Origin of the sequence: Agrobacterium tumefaciens, from assembly GCF_005221385.1 — a bacterium.
Lineage (GTDB): Bacteria > Pseudomonadota > Alphaproteobacteria > Rhizobiales > Rhizobiaceae > Agrobacterium > Agrobacterium tomkonis.
Window position 1 is genome coordinate 2,814,994 of sequence record NZ_CP039903.1, and the last position, 16,320, is coordinate 2,831,313.

The following is a 16,320-nucleotide window of genomic DNA, read 5'->3' on the forward strand; positions in this document are numbered from 1 at the left end:
CCGGTTTGCAGAAGGCGGGAAACGGAAATGGGCATGCGCAGTGTGGTTTCTATCGTTTGCATTGCATTGTCTTTGGGCCTCTTCGGTGCGGCAACTGAAGCCATGGCGCAGGGTGCCGCAAAAGGCGCCAGCGGCCTGCCTCTGCCGCGTTTCGTCAGCCTGAAATCCAAGCGCGTTAATATGCGCATCGGCCCCAGCACGGATTACGCCGTGTCATGGATGTATCTGAAATCGGGAATGCCTGTCGAAATCATCCAGGAATATGAAAACTGGCGGCGCATCCGTGATGCCGATGGCACGGAAGGCTGGGTCAACCAGGCGCTGCTGTCCGGCGAGCGCACCGCCGTCGCCGCGCCATGGATGCGCGGCAAGGGCAAGGAAGTTTACGTCAACATGCGCCGCGAAGCGCAGTCTGGTGCTTCGGTCATCGCCCGGCTGGAGCCGGGCGTCGTCTTCAGGATCGGTGAATGCAATGGCGACTGGTGCCGCGCCGAGGCCGGTCAGGCCTCGGGCTGGGTTTCGCAGGGCGAAATCTGGGGTGCCTACCCCGGTGAGGCCTTTAAATAAGGCCGTGCTTTGCGCCGAGCGCCTTGAGCGATGACATCGGGCGCGGCCCTACCTGCTGAATGACGGCCGCGGCCGCGAGGCAGCCGAGCTTGCCGCAATCTTCGAGCGACCGGTCCTGCGTATAACCGAACAGGAAACCGGCGGCGAAGAGATCGCCTGCGCCTGTCGTGTCGACCACGTCATGCACGGGATAGGCCTCTACCTTCACGCGTTCCGTACCGCGCAGGATAACGGCACCTTCTTCGCTCATTGTCACCGCCGCGATCTTGCAGTCGGCGGCAATTTTCGTCAGCGCCAGCTCGAAATCGTCGGTCTCGTAAAGCGAAAGCGCTTCCTGCTTGTTGGCGAAAACAATATCCACCGTGCCGGAGCGCATCAGGTCGAGAAATTCTTCGCGGTAACGGCCGACGCAGAAACTGTCGGACAGCGTCATGGAAACTTCGCGGCCGTTTTCATGCGCAATGCGGGCGCATTCGCGAATGGCGTCCTTGGCGCGCGGCGGATCCCACAGGTAACCTTCGAAATAGGTGACCTTGGTCTGCGCCACGACGTCGTCTTCGACGTCTTCAGGGCCGAGATCGACGCAGGCGCCGAGATAGGTGTTCATCGAACGCTCGCCATCTTCGGTCACGAAGATCATCGAACGGGCGGTCGGCGGGAAGGTGCCTTCCGGTTTCGTTTCGAAATAGACGCCCTGCGCGCGGATATCGTGCTGGAAGATTTCTCCGAGCTGGTCTTCGGCGACCTTGCCGAAATAGGCAGCCTTGCCGCCGAAATTCGCCACGCCCGCCGCAGTGTTACCCGCGCTGCCGCCGGAGGCTTCGAGAGCCGGTCCCATCAGCGAATAAAGCAATTCGGCGCGTTCCGCATCGATGAGGTTCATCGCGCCTTTGGTAATGGCATTGTCGTTGAGGAAGCGGTCATCGCAGCGGGAGATGATGTCGACGATGGCATTGCCGACAGTCAGTACGTCGAATTTCGTCATGGGGCCCTATCCAGTTCGCACGAGGCGTGTGCGTATTTTCAAACGGTCTTAAACATTTCTGGCGGCAAGAAAAGCCCAAAGGGAAAATACGCGGTTCTCCGCAAAGAGGAGGAAACGCGTCATCTGCCTGTAATGTGGTTAAGCTATTGCTCCTTGCAGAGCAAAAGGTGTGTGAATGCATACCGGAATGGAAGACATGATGGTCTTCTGGCTCAACCGTTATCTCCGCCACGGATGTACTGGCGGCGTATAACGGACATAAAAGGCGGGGGAAACCCCGCTTTTTCTTTGCGCTGACGCCGCGGAATGCGGGGTTATGGGCAGCGAAGACCATTCCCGGTGACGGCGCTTGACCGGTCTGGCTCCCGCGGCATGCGATCCGCAATCGGGCGAAAACAAAGACGCTCAACGTTTTCGCGATTCCATTCCGGCGGAAAACGCTCTAAAGCGGAGTATCTCCCGCAAAGCCGCGAAAGCTTTCCCTTCATGTCTGCCGTTGCCGCTAACGTCGCTCCGATTTTCATTCTCATCCTGATCGGCTGGCTTACAGTCAAGGCTGGTCTGTTCCGTGCCGATGCCGGCGAAATTCTCAGCGATTTCGTGTTCAAGATCGCCGTGCCGACACTGATCTTTCGCACGCTTGCGGAAGCGAATTTCCACGGTGCGTCGCCCTTCCGGCTCTGGATCACCTATTTCGCCGGCGTGGCCGTCACATGGACAATCGGACATATCGTCACCCGTTACGTCTTCAAGCAGGATGTGCGTATCGCCGTCATTGCCGGGATTTCCTCGGCCTTCGCCAACAATATCTTCATCGGCCTGCCACTCGTCGGCCGGTCCGTTGGCGATGAGGGATTGGTGGCGCTTTCCATTCTGCTGGCCATCCACCTGCCTGTCATGATGATTGCCGGCACGATCCTCATGGAGAACGCCACGCACAAGGCGGTCGGGGGTGAAAAGCGAAGCATGGCTGCGGTCTTCAAGCAGGTCGGTCGTAACCTCGTTACCAATCCGCTGGTGATTGGCCTGGCGATTGGCCTTTCGACCAATGTTTCAGGTGTGACGCTGACGCCCATCCTCAAAACCGTGGTCGATCAGATTGCTTCGATGGCAGGGCCAGCGGCGCTCATCTCGCTCGGCATGGCGCTGACGAAATACACCATTCGCGGCAATCTGGGGATCGCTGTTACCATGACAGTGTTCAAACTGCTGCTCTTGCCCGCCTGCGTGTGGGCCATGGGCCACGCTCTCGGCCTCAGCCGGGAATGGACGGCGGCCCTTGTGCTCACCTCGTCGGTGCCGACGGGGGTGAATGCATGGCTGATCGCCAATCGCTTCGGCATCGGCCATAGCGTCGCGGCCTCCACCATCAGCATTTCCACGGCGACCGGCGTTCTTTCCGTGTCGCTGTGGGCATGGCTGCTGAGCTGACCGCCCTGCTGAATTGATTATTTCTGGGCGCTGAGGATCTTGAAGCGGGCGTTACGGCACACCTCTGCGCTGCTGCGGAATTCCGTCGCGAGCACCGGCTCATAGGGCATGCCGCGATTGGCAACCATCAACAGCCTTCCGCCGCTGCGAAGCGCGCCGGCGGCAGCCTTGATGAACGCCTGGCCGAGAGCGGGCTCCGCCGCCTGTCCCGCCGCGTGGAAAGGCGGGTTCATGATGATGAGGTCGTATTTTTCCTTCGGCGGCTCGTTAGCCAGATCCTGCCAGAAGAAACGTGCCGTCAGCCGCGGATTGTTTTCAAGAAGATTAGTCTTGGCAAATTCAAGCGCATTCCAGTCCGCTTCAAAAAGATCGATACGGGCGGTGCGCGGCGATTTTTCCGCCAGCATCACCGAAAGATAACCCCAGCCCGCGCCAAAATCGGCGGCGTTGCCGTCAAAATCGGTCGGCAGGCGCGATGCCAGAAGCTCCGAACCGTCATCGACGCGGTCGTGCGAGAACATGCCGGGCAGGGCGGTGAAGCGGCCTTCGACCGTCACGGGCTTTTGGGCAAGCTTCGAGAGAGCCGAGGAAACATCGTCCGGACGTTTAAACCAAAGCGCGACACCATGGTATTTTGGCGTCGAGTCGGCCTCGATGCCAAGCTTTGCCAGCGTCTTGCGCAGCGTCACGATACCGTCTTCCTTCGATCCCGCCGCGACGATCAGGCCGCCGGCTTTCACGCGTGACAGTGCTTCCGCGACGCGGTTTTCGTTCTCGCCACGATGTTTGCCGCACAGCAAAAGCGCCGCATCGTAGTCCTCGCCCGAAACGTCCGGGGTGACCTGCGCGCCTTGCGCCTGCAGAGCCCGGTAAAGTGGCCGAAGGTGCTGAACGGCAATAATCTCCGCGTCAAAACCATCCAGCCTCGGGCCGGCCTCCGCTCCCAGAAACAGAATGCGTTCGCCCTCTTTCGGCATATCGAGCATTTCTGCGGCAAAGGGGTGGAAAAGGGTTTTAACAGCGTCGCGGCTCATGGGAGCGTCCTTAGAGCATTTCCAGGAAAAGCGGGACTGCTTTTACAATCTGGACAATGCGTTAAATCAAAGAGTTAGATCGATTTGGCGGTGAGCCAAGGGGATCTAAGCGGGATAGAAAAAAGGCGCGGGAAAAACCCGCGCCTCGATAGGGTCTGGCGGCGCGGCCTTATTCGGCAGCGGCTTCGCCGTCTTCCTTCTTCTTGTCGGCAGCGACTTCCTGGCCGGTTGCCTGGTCGACAACCTTCATGGAGAGGCGAACCTTGCCACGCTCATCGAAGCCCATCAGCTTGACCCAGACCTTGTCGCCTTCCTTGACGACGTCGGAGGTCTTGGCAACACGCTCGGAAGCGAGCTGCGAGATGTGGACGAGGCCGTCGCGGGCGCCGAAGAAGTTGACGAAAGCGCCGAAGTCAGCGGTCTTGACGACCGTACCTTCGTAGATGGCGCCGACTTCCGGTTCAGCAACGATCGAGTGGATCCACTTGCGGGCCGCTTCGATTTCCTTGCCGGAAGAAGAAGCGATCTTGACGGTGCCGTCGTCCTCGATGTTGATCTTGGCGCCGGTCTTTTCGACGATTTCGCGAATGACCTTGCCGCCGGAGCCGATGACTTCACGAATCTTGTCGACCGGAATGTTCATGACTTCGATGCGCGGTGCGAATTCGCCGAGCTGGCTGCGGCTCTCGGTGATGGCATTGGCCATTTCGCCGAGAATGTGCTTGCGGCCACCCTGTGCCTGCTCGAGAGCGATCTTCATGATCTCTTCGGTGATACCGGCGATCTTGATGTCCATCTGCAGCGAGGTGATGCCGTCGGCCGTACCCGCAACCTTGAAGTCCATGTCGCCGAGGTGGTCTTCGTCGCCGAGGATGTCGGAGAGAACAGCAAAGCGCTCGCCTTCGAGGATGAGGCCCATGGCGATGCCGGCAACCGGCTTTGCCAGCGGAACGCCGGCGTCCATCAGTGCGAGCGAGGTGCCGCAAACCGTTGCCATCGACGAAGAGCCGTTGGACTCGGTGATTTCGGAAACGACGCGCAGCGTGTAAGGGAACTGTTCCGCAGTCGGCAGCATCGGACGGATCGCGCGCCATGCGAGCTTGCCGTGACCGATTTCGCGACGGCCCGGGGAGCCCATGCGGCCTGTTTCACCAACCGAATAGGGCGGGAAGTTGTAATGCAGCAGGAAGCGTTCCTTGTACATGCCGGTCAGGCTGTCGACATACTGCTCGTCTTCGCCGGTGCCGAGCGTCGCAACAACGATCGCCTGGGTTTCACCGCGGGTGAACAGAGCCGAACCGTGCGTGCGCGGCAGCAGGCCGACTTCCGAAATGATCGGACGAACGGTCGACAGGTCGCGGCCGTCGATGCGGCTCTTGGTGTCGAGAACGTTCCAGCGAACGATCTTCGCCTGCAGGTGCTTGAAGACCGCGCCGATTTCTTCCGGGCTGTACTTGGCTTCGCCTTCTTCCGGCAGGAAGTGCGCCTTGACCTTCGCCTTCACGGCGTCGACGGCAGCGTAACGGGCAGCCTTTTCGGTGATCTTGTAGGCGGCACGCAGTTCGGTTTCAGCCAGGGCCAGCATTTCGTTTTCGAGCGCGGAGAAATCCTCCGGTTCGAATTCGCGGGGTTCCTTGGCGGCAACTTCGGCGAGCTTGATGATCGCGTCGATAACCGGCTGGAAGCCCTTGTGGCCGAACATGACGGCGCCGAGCATGACGTCTTCGTTGAGTTCCTTGGCTTCCGATTCCACCATCAGAACGGCGTCCTGCGTACCGGCAACAACCAGATCCAGAACCGATTCATCCATCTCATCGAGATGCGGGTTCAGAACGTATTCGCCGTTGATGTAGCCAACGCGCGCGCCGCCGACCGGACCCATGAAAGGAATGCCGGACAGTGTAAGCGCAGCAGATGCGGCAACCATCGACAGAACGTCCGGATCATTTTCCAGATCGTGCTGAATGACCGTGACGACAACCTGCGTGTCGTTCTTGTAACCTTCAGGGAAAAGCGGGCGGATCGGACGGTCGATCAGGCGGGAAACCAGAGTTTCCTTTTCTGAAGGACGACCTTCGCGCTTGAAATAGCCGCCGGGGATCTTGCCGGCAGCGTAGGTCTTTTCCTGGTAGTTGACGGTCAGCGGGAAGAAGTCCTGGCCGGGCTTCGGAGACTTTGCGGAAACCACGGTCGCGAGAACCATCGTCTCGCCGTAGGTTGCGATGACGGCGCCATCAGCCTGACGGGCAACCTTGCCGGTCTCAAGCTTCAGCGGGCGGCCTGCCCATTCGATTTCCACGGAGTGCTTATTGAACATATCTTGTCCTTGTTTGTACTTGCCCGCCTTATGGGGGCAAAGAACGACGCAATCACGGGCAAGACAGCGGGAGGCTTTCGAGGCGCAAGCATCCGGCAATCCTGCCCCATGACAGGTCTGCGGTTGAAAAGGCGGCACCGGCCCATCCGGGGCTACCTTATCCGTCCGGGGACCACATCTGCGGCAAACGCCCGGAAATTCATGCGGCCTTCAAAAGGCCCAATATAAAAACCGGCGGGTGTCGTTGTGAAACCCGCCGGATAAGGTTTTAGCGGCGAATGCCGAGAGCACCGATCAGCTTGGTGTAACGGGCTTCGTCCTTCTTCTTCAGATAGTCGAGAAGCGAACGACGGCTCGAAACCAGCGTCAGAAGGCCACGACGGGAGTGGTTGTCCTTCTTGTGGTCCTTGAAGTGACCGGTGAGGTTGTTGATCCGCTCGGTCAGGATTGCGACCTGAACTTCCGGAGAACCGGTGTCACCTGCCTTGGTGGCATATTCCGTGATGAGGGCGGCTTTGCGCTCTGCAGTAATCGACATCGTACGATCCTTTCTTGTTTTTAAGGAAAAACGGGGACGCCTAGAGCCGGGATGTCGTCCAGCTCTGGCCATTCAGCAGCATAGGCAAAGCCCAAGCTGGCGCTGCCTATAAACTATTCCGGGTACAATTGAAAGAGGTGATTGACTGGGCCTCGCGGAGCATTTCCAGGAAAACCATGTGCGTTTTTCCGTCCAGAAACACATGAAGACAGCTTATTTCAGCCAAAAACCCGCTTCGGCCGAAACTCTCCCTCACCGATCTCGCCAATCGCGACCAGCTTGCCCTGCGCGGTGGCATAGGCTTCCGGATGATTGGCCGGCGCGTCACGCCCGCGCAGCAGGATGGGGTTGCCCATCTTCAGCCGGTGCGCCTGATCGTCGTTGATGATAAGATGCGGAAGCGAGGAAAGCGCCTGCGCCGTGTCGATCAGAAAGGCATCCAGCGCCTCGACCCGCTCGTCGCGGTCTTCTATGGCTTCCAGCGCCGTCAGTGTTTCAAGCGGCACCATCATGTCTTCGCCGAAGGGGGCGACCATGGTACGGCGCAACTGCGAAATATGGCCGAAACAGCCGAGATCGCTTCCCATGTCGCGCGCAAGCGCTCGCACATAAGTGCCCTTGCCGCATTCCACTTCAAAATGCGCGGTATCGGCATCGGGGCAGGCGAGCAGCGTCAGGCGGTGAATTTCCACCTCGCGTGCCGGGATTTCCACCGTCTCGCCATCGCGCGCCAGATCATAGGCGCGCTCGCCGGCAATCTTGATCGCGGAAAATTGCGGCGGTGTCTGCAGGATCACACCGGTATAATTGGGCAGAAGATCGCGGATCGCCTGTTCGTCCGGGCGCTGGTCGGAGGAATTGACGACCTCGCCTTCCAGATCGTCGGTTGCGCGCTGCTCACCCCAGGTGACGGTAAATTCGTAGATTTTACGGCCGTCCATGACGTAAGGCACAGTCTTGGTGGCGTCGCCGAGGGCGATCGGCAACATGCCGGAAGCCAGCGGATCGAGCGTTCCGGCATGGCCTGCCTTCTGGGCGTTGAACAGCCACTTGATCTTGGAAACGGCTTCGGTGGAACCGAAATCAAGTGGCTTGTCGAGGATGAGCCAGCCCGAGATCGGACGGCCCTTGGGTTTGCGGTGCTGCTGTTTACGTGGTTTGGACATGCTTCAGTTCTGTTCGTCGTCTTTTTCGTTTGAAGGTCCAAGATCGCGCTGCACCTCCGGTGACCGCAGGAGTGCGTCGATCTTCTGGTAATTGTCGAAACTCGTATCGTCGCGAAAGCGCAGTTCCGGCATGTACTTCATTTGTCGCAGTTGCGGACCGAGACGGCCGCGCATGAATTTCGCATGACGGTTCAGCGCGCTGATGATGTCGGTGTGATCGGCAACGCCAAGCGGCGTCACGTAAGCTGTCGCGATCTTGAGATCGGGCGACATGCGTACTTCCGAGATGGAAATGACGGTGCCTTCGATCAGATCGTCGCGGACTTCGCCGCGCTGAAGAATTTGGGTAAGGGCGGCGCGCACCTGTTCGCCAACACGCAGCATGCGTTGCGAAGGGGCCGATGATGTTGCTTTTGCCATGGGTAATGCCTCAAACGGAGCGAGCGCCGGTAAGCCGGCGCCCGACAGAAAAATCCTGTTTTGCGGCGAGAACGCTTAGAGCGTTCTCGTGATGTGTTCGACGCGGAAGCACTCGATGGTGTCGCCGGCGCGGATGTCTTCGTAGTTTTCGAATGCCATACCGCACTCCTGACCAACCGGCACTTCGTTGACTTCGTCCTTGAAGCGCTTGAGGGTCTTGAGCTTGCCTTCGTGGATAACGACGTTGTCGCGCACCAGACGCACACCTGCACCACGTTCCACCTTGCCCTCGACGACGCGGCAACCCGCGACCTTGCCGACCTTGGTGATGTTGAACACCTCGAGAATTTCGGCATTGCCGAGGAAGGTCTCGCGACGTTCCGGCGAAAGCAGACCCGACATCGCCGCCTTAACGTCATCCACCAGATCGTAGATGATGTTGTAGTAGCGGATTTCGATACCGGCGCGTTCGGACGCCGTACGTGCCTGTGCGTTGGCGCGAACGTTGAAGCCGATGATCGCGGCGTTCGATGCCTCGGCAAGCGAGATATCCGATTCCGTGATGGCACCAGCACCAGAGTGAACGACACGAGCGCGGACTTCGTCTGTGCCGAGCTTGTCGAGCGAAGCGATAATGGCTTCGACCGAACCCTGCACGTCCGCCTTGATGACCAGCGGGAATTCCTTCAATCCCGAAGTCTGAAGCTGGCTCATCATCTGTTCCAGCGAGCCGCGCTGACCGGTCTGGCGGGCGACAGCCTTGTCGCGTGCCAGACGCTGGCGGTATTCTGAAATCTCGCGGGCGCGGCTTTCGTTTTCGACAACCGCAAAACGGTCACCGGCCGACGGCGTGCCGGAAAGGCCGAGGATTTCGACCGGCATCGCCGGACCGGCTTCCTTGACGTGTTCGCCCTTGTCGTTGACGAGCGCGCGCACACGGCCCCACTGGTCACCGGCAACGATGATCTGGCCGGGCTTCAGCGTACCCTTCTGCACGAGAACAGTGGCGACGGCGCCGCGTCCACGGTCCAGCTCGGCTTCGATAACCGTGCCTTCTGCGGTGCGGCTTGGATCTGCCTTGAGATCGAGGATTTCCGCCTGAAGCAGGATCGCTTCGAGCAGCTTGTCCAGATTGAGCTTGTTCTTGGCCGACACTTCGACGTCAAGAACTTCACCACCCATCGATTCCACGAAAACTTCGTGCTGCAGCAGCTGCTGGCGAACCTTTTCAGGGTTTGCCTCGTGCTTGTCGATCTTGTTGATCGCAACGACGATCGGAACACCGGCAGCCTTGGCGTGATTGATGGATTCGATTGTCTGCGGCATCACGCTATCGTCTGCGGCAACAACCAGCACGGCAATGTCGGTCGCCTGCGCACCACGGGCACGCATGGCCGTGAAGGCGGCGTGGCCGGGGGTGTCGATGAAGGTGATCTTCTGACCGTTCTTTTCGACCTGATAGGCGCCGATATGCTGGGTGATGCCACCGGCTTCACCAGCAACCACGTTTGCCTGACGAATGGCGTCGAGCAGCGAGGTTTTACCGTGGTCCACGTGACCCATGATGGTCACGACCGGCGGACGGGAAACCATTTCGCCTTCGTCGTCGGCCTGGTTGAAGATGCCTTCTTCCACGTCGGATTCAGAAACGCGCTTGACGGTGTGGCCGAATTCGACGGCGATCAGTTCCGCCAGATCGGCGTCGATCACGTCGCCCGGCTTCATCATCTGGCCTTCCTTCATCAGGAACTTGATGACATCGACGGCGCGTTCGGACATGCGCTGCGACAGTTCCTGAATGGTGATGGTTTCCGGCAGGATGACTTCGCGCATAACCTTTTCGCGGGTTTCCTGCATCTGGCTGCGGCGGAATTTCTCCTGACGGCGGCGCATGGATGCCATCGAGCGGCCACGCGGCGTGCCGTCTTCATCCAGATTGGACGAGGTGACGGTGAGCTTGCCGCGACGGCGTTCTTCTTCCGTCTTCAGGCGGGCAGCGGGCTTGGCCGGAACCGGAGCCGTGACCTTGCCGCGGGCCGGAAGGCTGCTGCCACGACGTACGGCACCACGATCATCCTCCTCGTCGCCACCGGTACGACGTCCGCGCGGAGCGGCCGCATCGGGCGTTGCAGGAGCGGAACGGGGAGCAGCGGTGGCGGACTGAGGACGTGCGTCAGTGCGGGGGGCCGGTGTAAAGGCCGCAGCCGGCTTTTCGCTGGCCGGTTCGGATTTCACTTCAGCGGCAGGCTGGCTTGCCGCTGCCTTGGCAGCCGCGGCCTCTTCGGCAGCGCGGTTTGCGGCCTCAACCTTTTCGGCTGCGATGCGCTGTTCTTCCTCGACCTTGCGGCGTGCTTCGTCTTCGGCGCGCTGCTTGGCTTCCACCACGTCACGAGCCTGCGCTTCCATCAGCGCACGGCGACGGGCTTCCATCTCGCCAGCGGAAAGATCGTGCAGAACGTTGCCGCGCGGACGGTCAGGCTGGCGCTGCTGGGGTGCGGACGAGCCGGGACGCTGCTGCGACTGGGAAGAACCCGGACGCTGCTGCTGGCCGCCTGGCTGATGAATGCGCGGCTGGGGAGCCTGCGGACGCGCTGCCACGGGGGCAGGGGCCGGTGCTGCGGGCTTCGGCGCAGGTGCTGCTGCCGCGATCGGCTGAACCGGCTTCTCGTCTTCGGGACGTAGGGGGCGGCGCTTGCGTGTTTCCACGACAACCGCATTTGTGCGACCTCGACCCATATCCTGCCGCACGGTGCCCTGATTCATCCCGCCCGGCTTGAGGGTGAGAGTCTTCTTGGCCGGCGCGTTAAGTGTCTTGTCGTCGTTGTTGTCGGTCATTCGTTCCCGTTCCTTCGGACGAGAACCGGATGACGTCCATCAGGTCTCGTCGTTCAATTGCTGCATCGGAACGCGGCGACCGTTCATGTCGGTTAACCGCGTCATTGTTCTGTCCGGGCAGCGTCGCGTTCCGCCTGAGATCGACCGCCAAGGCGGTATTGCTCAAGCATCGTTGCGCGCTTCACTACACCCTCACCCGCCTGCCCCGCAAGCGCGCAAGCATGGATAAAAGCATTCTGGCCCATCAACTCGTCCATTTCGGCGCTACTGAAGAGCCGGAAGGACGGAATTTCATTGTCGGCATCGCTGCCGAACGCCCAGGCCCTGCGGGCCTGGTCCAGTTTTCTCACGCCGTCCGCCGCAGCATCGGTTGCGTGGAACACGGCAATCGCGTTCCCGGACCGGACGGCGGCATCGACCTTCGTCGCGCCGCTGATGAACTGGCCCGCCTTGCGCGCCATGTTCATCATTCCCGCAAGCTGCTGCGCCATCAGCCGGTCGAGAAGAGCAAGAAGCTCCGGTCCGGCCTTGACGTCGCGTTTGAGTGCCCGTGCGAAGATCTTCTTCGCAATGGCTTTTTCGATCAGGGCGCGCTCGGGCGTTACCCAGCAGCCGCGCCCCGGCAATTGGCGTTTCAGATCCGGCACGACGCTGCCGTCCGGGCCTGCGACGAAGCGGATCAACTCATCGGGCGATCCGCTTTGCCGTGTCACAATGCACATACGTCCATTGACGTTGCCTTCCAGCCGCCCGTCCTCATCGGTCTCGGGCAGCTCGTCCGGCTCATGCGCCTGCGATGTCATTCCTGCTCGGCGGTATCCGCCTCCTCGGCAGCTTCCGCATTGGCTTCCTCTTCGGAAGCGAGATCTTCGGCCGTGATCCAGCCAGCCAGAAGACGGGCCTGCACCACCATGTTCTCGGCCTCGACGCGCGAGACGTCGAGCTTGGAGAAGATGCCTTCGAACTTCTTGGTCTCGCCGTCCTTGCGTTCGCTCCAGCCGACCAGATCGTCCGCGGCGCAGCCGGCAAAGTCTTCGATGGTCTTGATGCCGTCTTCACCCAGCGCGACCATCATCTGCGAGGTCAGGCCGTCGATCTGGCGCAGCTCGTCGGCAACGCCGAGTTCCTTGCGCTTGGCGTCCATTTCGGCTTCCAGGCGTTCCAGATATTCGCGGGCGCGGGTCTGGATTTCATCGGCGGTGTCTTCATCGAAACCGTCGATCGAGGAAATTTCACCGAGATCGACATAAGCGAGTTCTTCGACCTGTGCGAAGCCTTCGGAAGCCAGAACCTGGCCGACCATCTCGTCAACGTCGAGGGCGTCCATGAACAGTGCCGTGCGCTCGTTGAATTCCTTCTGGCGGCGCTCGGATTCTTCCTGCTCGGTCATGATGTCGATATCCCAGCCGGTCAGCTGCGATGCCAGACGCACGTTCTGGCCGCGACGGCCGATGGCGAGCGACAGCTGCTCATCGGGAACAACCACTTCGATGCGCTCGGACTCTTCATCCAGAACCACCTTGGCGACTTCCGCCGGCTGCAGGGCGTTGACGATGAAGGACGCCGGCTCCTGGCTCCACGGAATGATGTCGATCTTCTCGCCCTGCAATTCGCCGACAACGGCCTGAACGCGCGAGCCGCGCATACCGACGCAGGCGCCGACCGGATCGATCGAGCTATCGTTCGAGATGACGGCGATCTTTGCACGCGAACCGGGGTCGCGGGCGACCGACTTGATCTGGATGATGCCGTCGTAGATTTCCGGAACTTCCATGGTGAAGAGCTTCACCATGAACTGCGGATGGGTACGCGACAGGAAAATCTGCGGGCCGCGCTGTTCGCGGCGAACGTCGTAAACGTAAGCGCGCACGCGGTCGCCATAACGCATGTTTTCACGCGGGATCATCTCGTCGCGACGGATGATGCCTTCGCCACGGCCGAGATCGACGATGACATTGCCATATTCGACGCGCTTGACGGTGCCGTTGACGATTTCGCCGATACGGTCCTTGAACTCGTCATACTGGCGGTCACGCTCGGCTTCACGAACCTTCTGCACGATGACCTGCTTGGCGGACTGGGCGGCGATACGGCCGAAATCCATCGGCGGCAGCGGATCGGCGATGAAATCGCCGAGCTTGGCGTCCGGGTTGCGGTCACGGGCCAGCTCAAGCGGGATCTGGGTCGAATAGTCCTCGGCTGCCTCGACCACTTCCAGAAGACGCTGCAGGCGGATTTCGCCGGTCTTGGAGTTGATGTCAGCGCGAATGTTGGTTTCCGAACCATAGCGCGAGCGGGCGGCTTTCTGGATAGCGTCGGCCATTGCGGCAAGCACGATTTCGCGGTCGATGACCTTTTCGCGCGCCACAGCATCGGCGATCTGCAGAAGCTCAAGCCGGTTAGCACTCACTGCCATTTTTCTATCTCCGTAAGTCGCATAATTGCGGGGATCGCCCTTTTTCGGGCTTTACGTTGGAATTAGTCTTCGTTTGTTTCGTTTTCGTCGTTCTGGTTTGCGGCGGCAGCCTTAGCCGCCTTGTCTGCCCGCAGCGCATCACGAATAAGGTCGTCCGTCAGAATGAGCTTCGCATCGGAAAGCGCGCTGAACGGAACGGTGACTGTTGGCTCCTCGCCATAGGCGATCTGGTCGCGTTCCAGCTTGAAGCCATCCGCATCGACCTCGACGATCTTGCCGCGAAACCGCTTGCGGTTTTCGACCAGAATGGAGGTTTCGACCTTAACCAGATGACCCTGCCAGCGGGTGAAATCCGATTTACGAACCATCGGCCGGTCGATGCCGGGCGAGGAAACTTCGAGATGATACGCTTTATCGACCGGATCTTCCACATCAAGAACCGGTGAAATGGCCATGGAGATCGCTTCGCAGTCCTCGACGGTCATGGTGCCGTCTTCGCGCTCGGCCATCACCTGCAGCGTCATGCCGTTCTGGTTGGAGAGCCGCACGCGCACCAGAAGATATCCCATACCGGCCAAAACAGGCTCGATGATCTCGGCAATGCGCTGGTCGATGCCCGTTTCAGTTATCAGTCGCGATTCTTGTGCGGTGTCTGCCATCTGGCCTTCCGGTCTTTGATTTTCACCGGGCTCCTGGCCCGTGGTTTCCGGTTCGCCTAACGAAAAAGAGCGGAGCCTTGCGGCCCCACTCTTCATCAAGCGATCAAGAATTTCAGGGGTCATATAGACCCATCGGGGCGGGATTGCAAGGTTTTCGCGGGCGCTCCTGCTTCAATGGCGTCCGCAGCCACATTTTCACCGCTACCGTGTCGGAAAGGGTGGCATCATTCTGGGCACTGTCTATAGTTGCCGTTTAACAAATCGCAGTTGCATCAATTGGACAGAGCGTGCCTGACCGTAAATCGCCACTCGCGCCTTTAAGGCATTTGACTTACAGACGAATCTGGATCGCCAGCCTTGCCTCGAATTTCGGCGGACTGATCCAGGCGGTGGGCGCCGCATGGATGATGACCTCGCTGTCGAGTTCCGAAAACATGATCGCGCTGGTGCAGGCTTCCACCTCGCTGCCGATCATGATGTTTTCGCTGATTTCAGGCGCGCTGGCCGACAGTTTTGATCGCCGCCGCATTATGATCTCGGCGCAGTTCTTGATGCTGACTGCCTCTGTACTGCTCACGGTTTTTGCCTGGTCCGGCTGGCTCACACCCTGGCTGCTGCTTTTCTTCACCTTCATGATCGGCTGCGGCACGGCGCTCAACAATCCGTCCTGGCAGGCCTCCGTTGGCGAAATGGTGCCGCGCGAGGATCTGCCCGCCGCCGTGACGCTGAACAGTGTCGGTTTCAACATCACCCGCAGCGTCGGCCCCGCCATCGGCGGTATCATCGTCGCTGCTGCCGGTGCCGCTGCCGCGTTTTTCGTCAATGCGCTCAGCTACTTCACCCTGCTTTATGCCCTGTTTCGCTGGCAGCCGCCCAAAAACGCCTCGACCTTGCCGCGCGAGCAGCTTCTCGCCGCCATATCGGCCGGAATGCGTTATGTGGCCATGTCGCCCAATATCGGCAAGGTGCTGGTGCGCGGCTTTCTCTTCGGCCTCTCCGCCAGTGCCATCCTGGCCTTGATGCCGATCGTTGCTCGCGATCTGGTCGAGGGCGGCCCGTTGACCTACGGCGTCATGCTGGGCGCATTCGGCGTCGGTGCCATTGGTGGCGCGCTCATCAGTGCCCGGTTGCGGGAAGTCATGTCCAGCGAATGGATCGTGCGTGTCGCCTTTTTAGGTTTCGCCTTCAGTTCCGGTATAACGGCAATCAGCACGAGTGCGATCATCACCTCACTGGTCCTGACCGTCGCCGGCGCCTGCTGGGTTCTGGCGCTTTCCCTGTTCAACACCATCGTCCAGCTTTCCACCCCGCGCTGGGTGGTGGGCCGGGCACTTTCGCTTTACCAGACGCTGACCTTCGGCGGCATCGCGGTCGGCAGCTGGCTGTGGGGTGAACTGGCGGAAGACTACGGCATTTCCTATTCGCTTCTCTGTTCCTGCGTGCTGATGCTGCTCGGCGTCGTCGTGGGCCTCAAGCTTGCCATGCCGGCCTTCGCCTCGCTCAATCTCGATCCGCTCAACCGTTTCGTGGAGCCGCCACTGAGGCTTGATATCAAGCCGCGCAGTGGCCCGATCGCCATTCTCATCGATTATGAAATCCATGACGAGGATCTCGGCGAATTCCTGCCGCTGATGGCTGAGCGCCGCCGCATCCGCATCCGGGATGGCGCGCGTAACTGGAACCTGATGCGCGATCTCGAAAACCCTGACATCTGGACTGAAAGCTACCATGTGCCGACATGGGTGGAATATGTCCGCCATAACCACCGCCGCACTCAGGCGGATGCGGAGGCTTGGGATCGGCTGCTCGAGCTTCATCGTGGCAAGACGCGGCCACGCGTACACCGGATGATCGAGCGGCAAACCATTCCGCCAACTGACGATATCTTCCATAAGCCGCATACCGACCAGCATTGAAAGACGATGTGCCGGGAGAGTGGCGACGGCCTTTAT

Annotated in this window: 13 protein-coding genes; 3 read left to right on the forward strand and 10 right to left on the reverse strand. The window is 60.1% G+C overall.

The window, feature by feature from the left end; translation table 11 throughout:
- The first annotated feature begins 33 nt into the window (after window positions 1-33).
- On the forward strand, window positions 34-567 hold the full coding sequence (locus tag CFBP6623_RS14015; protein ID WP_046799418.1) for an SH3 domain-containing protein: 534 nt from the start codon (window positions 34-36) through the stop codon (window positions 565-567).
- Here CFBP6623_RS14015 and CFBP6623_RS14020 read toward each other — a convergent pair.
- A complete protein-coding gene (locus CFBP6623_RS14020) occupies window positions 560-1,552 on the reverse strand; it encodes an adenosine kinase (protein ID WP_046799104.1) in 993 nt (330 codons plus the stop codon). The two genes, CFBP6623_RS14015 and CFBP6623_RS14020, sit on opposite strands and share 8 nt — an antisense overlap.
- Before the next feature lie 486 nt (window positions 1,553-2,038).
- Between CFBP6623_RS14020 and CFBP6623_RS14025 the strand changes: the two genes are divergently transcribed.
- Entirely contained in the window at window positions 2,039-2,983 is a 945-nt protein-coding gene (locus tag CFBP6623_RS14025) for an AEC family transporter (RefSeq protein WP_046799105.1), read from the forward strand.
- Window positions 2,984-3,000: 17 nt separating this feature from the next.
- Here CFBP6623_RS14025 and CFBP6623_RS14030 read toward each other — a convergent pair whose 3' ends face one another.
- From CFBP6623_RS14030 to rimP, 9 genes are all read right to left on the reverse strand, one after another.
- The gene (locus tag CFBP6623_RS14030; protein WP_046799106.1) at window positions 3,001-4,017 is read right to left on the reverse strand and encodes a class I SAM-dependent methyltransferase; all 1,017 of its coding nucleotides are present in this window, start codon (window positions 4,015-4,017) and stop codon (window positions 3,001-3,003) included.
- Between the two features lie 169 nt (window positions 4,018-4,186).
- Window positions 4,187-6,334: a polyribonucleotide nucleotidyltransferase gene (gene pnp, locus CFBP6623_RS14035; RefSeq protein ID WP_046799107.1), complete on the reverse strand. Its 2,148-nt coding sequence runs from the start codon at window positions 6,332-6,334 to the stop codon at window positions 4,187-4,189.
- Window positions 6,335-6,602: 268 nt separating this feature from the next.
- Window positions 6,603-6,872 (reverse strand): 30S ribosomal protein S15, encoded by a 270-nt coding sequence (gene rpsO / locus CFBP6623_RS14040; protein WP_006309908.1) that lies wholly within the window; start codon window positions 6,870-6,872, stop codon window positions 6,603-6,605.
- A gap of 218 nt (window positions 6,873-7,090) precedes the next feature.
- The gene (gene truB / locus CFBP6623_RS14045; protein ID WP_046799108.1) at window positions 7,091-8,038 is read right to left on the reverse strand and encodes a tRNA pseudouridine(55) synthase TruB; all 948 of its coding nucleotides are present in this window, start codon (window positions 8,036-8,038) and stop codon (window positions 7,091-7,093) included.
- Between the two features lie 3 nt (window positions 8,039-8,041).
- Window positions 8,042-8,458, reverse strand: coding sequence for a 30S ribosome-binding factor RbfA (gene rbfA, locus CFBP6623_RS14050; RefSeq protein ID WP_006309910.1), 417 nt, complete (start codon window positions 8,456-8,458; stop codon window positions 8,042-8,044).
- A gap of 75 nt (window positions 8,459-8,533) precedes the next feature.
- Window positions 8,534-11,293, reverse strand: a complete 2,760-nt coding sequence (gene infB, locus CFBP6623_RS14055) for a translation initiation factor IF-2 (protein WP_046799109.1) — start codon at window positions 11,291-11,293, stop codon at window positions 8,534-8,536.
- 101 nt (window positions 11,294-11,394) lie between these two features.
- Complete coding sequence (locus CFBP6623_RS14060) at window positions 11,395-12,096, reverse strand: RNA-binding protein (protein ID WP_046799110.1); 702 nt, start codon at window positions 12,094-12,096, stop codon at window positions 11,395-11,397.
- Window positions 12,093-13,709 (reverse strand): transcription termination factor NusA, encoded by a 1,617-nt coding sequence (nusA, locus tag CFBP6623_RS14065; RefSeq protein WP_046799111.1) that lies wholly within the window; start codon window positions 13,707-13,709, stop codon window positions 12,093-12,095. Before nusA ends, CFBP6623_RS14060 begins: the two co-directional genes overlap by 4 nt.
- A gap of 62 nt (window positions 13,710-13,771) precedes the next feature.
- Window positions 13,772-14,368 (reverse strand): ribosome maturation factor RimP, encoded by a 597-nt coding sequence (gene rimP, locus CFBP6623_RS14070; protein ID WP_046799419.1) that lies wholly within the window; start codon window positions 14,366-14,368, stop codon window positions 13,772-13,774.
- 287 nt (window positions 14,369-14,655) lie between these two features.
- Between rimP and CFBP6623_RS14075 the strand changes: the two genes are divergently transcribed.
- Entirely contained in the window at window positions 14,656-16,284 is a 1,629-nt protein-coding gene (locus tag CFBP6623_RS14075; protein ID WP_080842423.1) for an MFS transporter, read from the forward strand.
- The last annotated feature ends 36 nt before the right edge of the window (window positions 16,285-16,320 follow it).

What these genes read in the sequence shown, in the direction of transcription:
- CFBP6623_RS14030 (WP_046799106.1), bottom strand. Translation starts at nt 4,017, where the DNA reads ATGAGCCGCGACGCTGTTAAAACCCTTTTCCACCCCTTTGCCGCAGAA.
- infB (WP_046799109.1), bottom strand. Translation starts at nt 11,293, where the DNA reads ATGACCGACAACAACGACGACAAGACACTTAACGCGCCGGCCAAGAAG.
- CFBP6623_RS14020 (WP_046799104.1), bottom strand. Translation starts at nt 1,552, where the DNA reads ATGACGAAATTCGACGTACTGACTGTCGGCAATGCCATCGTCGACATC.
- pnp (WP_046799107.1), bottom strand. Translation starts at nt 6,334, where the DNA reads ATGTTCAATAAGCACTCCGTGGAAATCGAATGGGCAGGCCGCCCGCTG.
- CFBP6623_RS14015 (WP_046799418.1), top strand. Translation starts at nt 34, where the DNA reads ATGCGCAGTGTGGTTTCTATCGTTTGCATTGCATTGTCTTTGGGCCTC.
- CFBP6623_RS14025 (WP_046799105.1), top strand. Translation starts at nt 2,039, where the DNA reads ATGTCTGCCGTTGCCGCTAACGTCGCTCCGATTTTCATTCTCATCCTG.
- truB (WP_046799108.1), bottom strand. Translation starts at nt 8,038, where the DNA reads ATGTCCAAACCACGTAAACAGCAGCACCGCAAACCCAAGGGCCGTCCG.
- rbfA (WP_006309910.1), bottom strand. Translation starts at nt 8,458, where the DNA reads ATGGCAAAAGCAACATCATCGGCCCCTTCGCAACGCATGCTGCGTGTT.
- nusA (WP_046799111.1), bottom strand. Translation starts at nt 13,709, where the DNA reads ATGGCAGTGAGTGCTAACCGGCTTGAGCTTCTGCAGATCGCCGATGCT.
- rimP (WP_046799419.1), bottom strand. Translation starts at nt 14,368, where the DNA reads ATGGCAGACACCGCACAAGAATCGCGACTGATAACTGAAACGGGCATC.
- rpsO (WP_006309908.1), bottom strand. Translation starts at nt 6,872, where the DNA reads ATGTCGATTACTGCAGAGCGCAAAGCCGCCCTCATCACGGAATATGCC.
- CFBP6623_RS14060 (WP_046799110.1), bottom strand. Translation starts at nt 12,096, where the DNA reads ATGACATCGCAGGCGCATGAGCCGGACGAGCTGCCCGAGACCGATGAG.